Origin of the sequence: Roseateles sp., from assembly GCF_044373315.1 — a bacterium.
Taxonomy (GTDB): Bacteria; Pseudomonadota; Gammaproteobacteria; order Burkholderiales; family Burkholderiaceae_C; genus JACDQM01.
In genome coordinates this window covers 1-5,184 of the sequence record NZ_JBILQK010000158.1, presented here as the reverse complement: position 1 = coordinate 5,184, position 5,184 = coordinate 1, and the positions used below count along the sequence as shown (strand labels likewise).

General features: G+C 64.9%; 5 protein-coding genes and 3 pseudogenes. 7 read left to right on the top strand and 1 reads right to left on the bottom strand.

Annotated elements, in window-relative coordinates:
* The 4 genes from ACIQ67_RS19380 to ACIQ67_RS19365 all read left to right on the top strand — a co-directional run.
* A partial coding sequence (locus ACIQ67_RS19380) for an ATP-binding protein (RefSeq protein WP_397536012.1) occupies positions 1–387 on the top strand: 387 nt, incomplete at its 5' end.
* Positions 388–451: 64 nt separating this feature from the next.
* The gene (locus tag ACIQ67_RS19375; RefSeq protein ID WP_397536013.1) at positions 452–1,471 is read left to right on the top strand and encodes a tyrosine-type recombinase/integrase; all 1,020 of its coding nucleotides are present in this window, start codon (positions 452–454) and stop codon (positions 1,469–1,471) included.
* Between the two features lie 273 nt (positions 1,472–1,744).
* Positions 1,745–2,086, top strand: coding sequence for a helix-turn-helix domain-containing protein (locus ACIQ67_RS19370; protein ID WP_397536011.1), 342 nt, complete (start codon positions 1,745–1,747; stop codon positions 2,084–2,086).
* Positions 2,086–3,468, top strand: a complete 1,383-nt coding sequence (locus ACIQ67_RS19365; protein ID WP_397536010.1) for a type II toxin-antitoxin system HipA family toxin — start codon at positions 2,086–2,088, stop codon at positions 3,466–3,468. The genes ACIQ67_RS19370 and ACIQ67_RS19365 overlap by 1 nt, the downstream gene beginning before the upstream one ends.
* Before the next feature lie 312 nt (positions 3,469–3,780).
* On the opposite strand, the gene ACIQ67_RS19360 is transcribed toward ACIQ67_RS19365, so the two are convergent.
* Complete coding sequence (locus ACIQ67_RS19360) at positions 3,781–4,053, bottom strand: group II intron maturase-specific domain-containing protein (protein ID WP_397536009.1); 273 nt, start codon at positions 4,051–4,053, stop codon at positions 3,781–3,783.
* Between the two features lie 53 nt (positions 4,054–4,106).
* Here ACIQ67_RS19360 and ACIQ67_RS19355 point away from each other — a divergent pair.
* The 3 pseudogenes from ACIQ67_RS19355 to ACIQ67_RS19345 all read left to right on the top strand — a co-directional run.
* Positions 4,107–4,637, top strand: a pseudogene (locus ACIQ67_RS19355) (ATP-binding protein); the annotation flags it as partial.
* A gap of 92 nt (positions 4,638–4,729) precedes the next feature.
* A pseudogene (locus ACIQ67_RS19350) lies at positions 4,730–4,846 on the top strand (transposase); the annotation flags it as partial.
* 44 nt (positions 4,847–4,890) lie between these two features.
* Positions 4,891–4,998, top strand: a pseudogene (locus tag ACIQ67_RS19345) (transposase domain-containing protein); the annotation flags it as partial.
* Positions 4,999–5,184 lie beyond the last annotated feature (186 nt).

Sequence of the window (5,184 nt, the reverse complement as noted above, 5' to 3'; positions counted from 1 at the left end):
GCCGTCAAAGGGACAGTCACGGTAGGCCTACGCCTCGGTTATGTTGAGTTCTTGCTCATCATCGATGCGGCGCGCCTGGCGTCGTATCTCGCAGCTCCACATAACCAACCACTCAACATGAGTCAATTAATGTTGCGCTCGACATTAATTGACGATCTCGCGATCGCTCCCATCGCTGCCCAGGAGCGTCAAGACCTGCTCGAGTTGCTGGACGACCGGGTGGGCAGCCGCAGCACGCTCATCACGAGCCAGATGCCCAGCAGCGCCTGGCATCAATGGCTGGGTGAGCCCACCATCGCCGACGCCATCATGGACCGGCTGATGCACGGTTTACACACGATCGCGCTCAAGGGTGAGTCACTGCGCCGGGGCGCATCCCAGGCCTGACCCAGGCCAGTTCCACGCTGATCGCGGACACAGTTCCAAACTGATAGCGGACAGATGATCTACCATCCGGGCCGTCACTCAGGCACCCCACTCAGGGTGTCCGCGATCGCCCGGAACACTGTCCGCGATCAGTGGAATACGCAGGCATGCCATAGAAACGGTGGCGCCAACCGAGCTTGTGCGTTGCCTTCACCGCATCAAGGACCGCGGACACCTGGAGACCGCACAGCGGGTGCGGGAGGCCGTCGTGCATGTCTACCAATACGCGGTCGATTTGGGTGTGCTCGATCCGGCTCGGAACTTTGTGAACAGCCGCACTGACGGGCTTCCTGCGCCTCGCAGTCGCCACTATGCCGCCATCACCGACCCGGAAGAGTTGGGCCGGCTGCTTCGCGACATCGCGGCCTACAAGGGCAATGTCGTCACCCGCGCCGCGTTGCGGCTGGCTCCGATGTTGTTTCAGCGTCCTGGTCAGCTGCGCCTGGCGCATTGGGAGGACATCGACCTCGAAGGCAAGCTGTGGCGGTGTCCCCCCGAGAAGATGAAGATGCGGGAGTGGCAGAAGCGTGACTCCCGGACCCCGGCCCATCTGGTTCCCCTGCCCAGGCAGGCGCTCGATGTATTGCGGGATCTTCTGCCGCTGACCGGACCTACCGGCCCAGTGTTTCGCAGCATGGCCAAGCGTTCGGAGGCGACGCGCTACATGAGCGACAACACCGTCAACGCGGCGCTGCGCACGCTCGGATACGACACGCAGGAGCAGATCACAGGGCACGGGTTTCGGGCTACTGCGCGCACGCTGGTCCGCGAGCTGCTGGGGTGGGACCGGGAGGTCATCGAACGCCATCTGGCCCATGTGTCAGACGAGGAACTGGGCGGCAGCTACGACCGGGCCACGCATCTTGAGCAACGCCGTCAGATGGTCCAGACGTGGGCTGACCTCCTGGACGATTTGGCGGCCGGGAAGGGCGTCCAGCCAGCACAGGCGCATCGATTCCAGGTGAGGCGACAGAAGCAGCGCATGGCTGATGCAGGGACAGGCGCGCAGAGAGGTCGCCGCACGGATTCGACGCGGCGCCTTTAGCGATCCGCTCAAGCGGCCCTTCCGTCAGAGCCTTCCCGAAGGCAGGCTGGCATCAGAAGCGCCATCAGGTCGACTCGCTCCAGGTACCCCTCAGGCAAAGCCAGGCACTCGGTGAGTGCTGCGATGCACAGAATGGCCAGCCAGGAGTGAATGTCCGCAATTGCAAACACAAACAGAATTGTGACTGAGATTGCACACTTGACGATCCTTTGTGCCTACATCAAAATGTCTGCAATCACAGGCTCTAAATCTTTTGAGACTGAAATTGCAGCCATGAAGCGCAACGAACACCCCCTGATGACCCCAGAGCGCCTGGACGAGGCCCGCCAGCTCGGTGAGAAGCTGGCGCGCCTACGCATGGCCCGGCGGATTCGACAAGCAGACGCCGCCACGCGGGCTGGACTCTCCCGCTCGACAGCAGTGCTGCTTGAGAAGGGGGACCTCGGCCGCACCCAGGCTCAAATCCTGCGCTACCTGGAGGCGATTGCGCCTGGCGTCACACTGCTGTCGCTGCTGAAGGAGGACGACCCGTCGCTTCAGGCGCTGGCCGCGCGTGAGAGCACTCAACGTGTCCGCACCTTGAGCAAGAGCGAGCTGGAGCGTCTGGACTTCTGATGGTGCGCAAGAAATCAGAGGTCTACGTCTTCAGCCACATCTGGCAGGCCGACGCGCATCGGTTTGTGCCTTCCGGCATCCTGGGCTTGACGGAGACCGACGGCGCGAACGTGCAGAACCGCGAGCTGGCCAGCGAGTTCGCCTACGGAACGGGCTACCTCGACCGCAAGGAGGCCTTCGAGCTGGATCCGGTGAGCCTGGCGTTCGAAGACCGGCAGGGCATCAAAGGCAAGGCGCTCTTCCCGGTCAACGGGCTGGGTGAGTTCGGTGGCATTCGCGACGCTGCGCCCGACGCCTGGGGCCGCCGGGTCATCGAGGCGCGCCTGAGAGCGCCGGCCAACAGCCTGCTGGAGGTGCAGTACCTGCTGCACGCTGGCGGCGACCGCGTGGGTGCGCTGGACGTGCGGGAGGATCGAACGAGCCCCGATTCGCCGTCGGCCAGCGACATGCACTCGCTGCAATACGTGTTGCAGGCTGCGGAGGCCGTCGAGAACGGCGCTCCCGTGCCGGCGAACCTCGAGAACTTCCTGGGCGCTGGGCCATCGGCTGGCGGTGCAAGACCCAAGGCCGCTGTGCGCGACGACGACGGCGCGCTCTGGCTGGCAAAGTTTCCGGCCAAAGGCGACACCTTCGACGTGGCACGGGCCGAGACCTGCACCTTGGAGTTGGCCCGCCGCTGCGGCCTGACCGTTCCCGAGGTGCGCTACCTGGACCTGGGCGGCCGACCGGTCATGCTCATCCGGCGGTTCGACCGCTACTGGGTCCACGCGGGCGAGCCGTGGCCGGAGGGAGTACTGCACGACACCCGGCCCGGCGACGGCCGGGTGGAGGGGCGTCTGCCGTTCGTCAGCGGTCTCACGCTGGTGGCTTGCAGCGAGCTCGAATCGCCCGACAAGGCCTATGCGGACCTCGGTCGCGCCATCCGCCGGTACGTCCATCCCGTTGGGGTGCGGACCAACGCAGAGGAGCTGTTTGCGCGCATGGTGCTCAACATCTTCGTCACCAACGACGACGACCACCTACGCAACCACGGCTTCGTGCGCGACCCACGGCTTGGTGGATGGGTGCTCAGCCCCTTGTACGACGTGGTGCCGCGACCCGTCTTGGCCAGCGACCGCCGGTTGCATTTGGGAGTCGGGGAACAGGGCAAGCTCGCCACCCTGGACAACGCCTTGAGCCACTACGCCGCCTTCTTCCCGGAGCGCCCGATGGCGGTGGGCATCATGCGCCGCATCTGGGGCGAGGTGCGGCAGTGGAAGAGCTGCTTCGAGGAGCACGGGGCCGACGGCAAGCTCCTCGACCAGCTCGCCCGTGCCTTCCGGGATATCAGCGAGATTGCCTCGCCAGAGCTCGAAGCCGAAATCCGCAAGGGCACACCGTAGACGTCTCCTCGGTCTTGCCAGTCGTATGGGCTTGCAGGCCGCCTGCCCGCTGGCATCACTGCCTCCTGTCTCCCAGGAAGAGTTGCGTGAACTGCCGCCCAATTGGCATAGGGCGCCTCCATCTTTGGATGCTCCCCTGCCGCATCAACCGGCATGCTGATCCGCACCAGGCGGTTCGAGAGCTTGAGGTCAGGAGGCGCGCGGCAGAACCATTCGGACGCACCCGGTGCGCGACTTCGACCCGAGCGCCCATAGACATCAGTGCGCGATAAATGGCGGTCGCTCGCTTCCAGCGCTTGAGCTGCAGCGCCCTCAGCCGGTGACGCAGCCATTCGTCCAGCTCGCGCTCGGGGTTTGCGCCATCCGGAAGTAGCCCTTCCAGCCAAGTAGGTAGGGCCGCAGCCCTTGCACCACTTGCTCCATGCAGCATCCCGCTGCGCGGCGTGTGAGTTGCCGGAAGCGCGCCTTGAAGTTGTCCAGCGCCTTGTTCGCCACTGCGCACTTGCCAGAGCCGATCCCGGTGAGCTCCGAAGATCCCGGCCCTTGCTTGTCCTGGCTAGGTTGATCGATGAATTTGGCCTGCAAACCATCGCTCGCCAGCGCCGATGCCGATCCATAGTGGTGATCATGGCCACAGCAACCCTAAGCTGCCACGCGGCGCCTGCTTCGAGCTGCACAGTCTGAAGTTCCTTAGCGAAGGCACAAACGCGCTCCTGGTGGGCAAGCCCGGCACCGGCAAGAGCCATGTCGCCAAGGCTGTGGCCTACCAGGCCACCGTGCAAGGCTACGACGTCGCCTATGTCGAAGCCGACGGGGCATTAGCCCGGTACGCGCTGGCGGACGCCAGCGAGCGGGCTCGGCTGCTCAGGGCCTGGGTCGCGGCGGACCTACTGCTGCTGGACGATCTGTTCCTCGCCAGGCGCATCGGCGAGCACGCCGCTGAGCTGCTGCAGATGATCGTGCACCAGCGCTACAAGCTGCGCCGCTCGATCGTCATCACGTCCAACCGCGTGGCCCAGGACTGGGGCCGCTACCTCGGCGACGCGACCATGGCCACCACCATCCTGGACCGACTCATGCATCGCTGCGCGATGCTCGAGTTCGAGGGCAAAAGCTACCGCCTGAAGGAGGCCTCAGCCCGCCTCGTCACGCCTTCAGACCCCGCATAACTCCCTCGTCCTGCCCGGGGCAGTTTGGGTGGCCACAAGTGGGGCAGTTTGACCTGGCCATCGGGGCTGTCCACTTAACTTAGGTGGACGCGATGACAGGCGAGAAAAAGACGCGGCGCAGATACGGCGCGGCGAAGAAGGCACAGGTGCTGGCTGAGTGCAGGGAGCCGGGCAAGTCGGTGGCGCAGGTGGCGCTGGCGCATGGCATCAATGCCAACGTCGTGCTCCGGTGGCGGCAACTGGCGCGCGAAGGCATGACCCATACGCCTACTTTAAGGACGTGCTGGACCGCTTGCCTACGCAACCGGCCAGCCGGATCGACGAACTTCTGCCACACCGCTGGGCACCGTCGGCAGGTTGACCGCAACGGCGGCGGCGCCCCACCTGCTACGCTGCGAAGATGGCCACACGCAAGACCGCAGCACGCAGGAAGTCCAACCCCAAACACGCCTACCGATTGCTGGTGAAGCTCGAAGGTAGCGAGCCGGTCGTCTGGCGGCTGATCAACATGCCCGGCCACATGACGCTGGCCGATCTGGACCGCGTT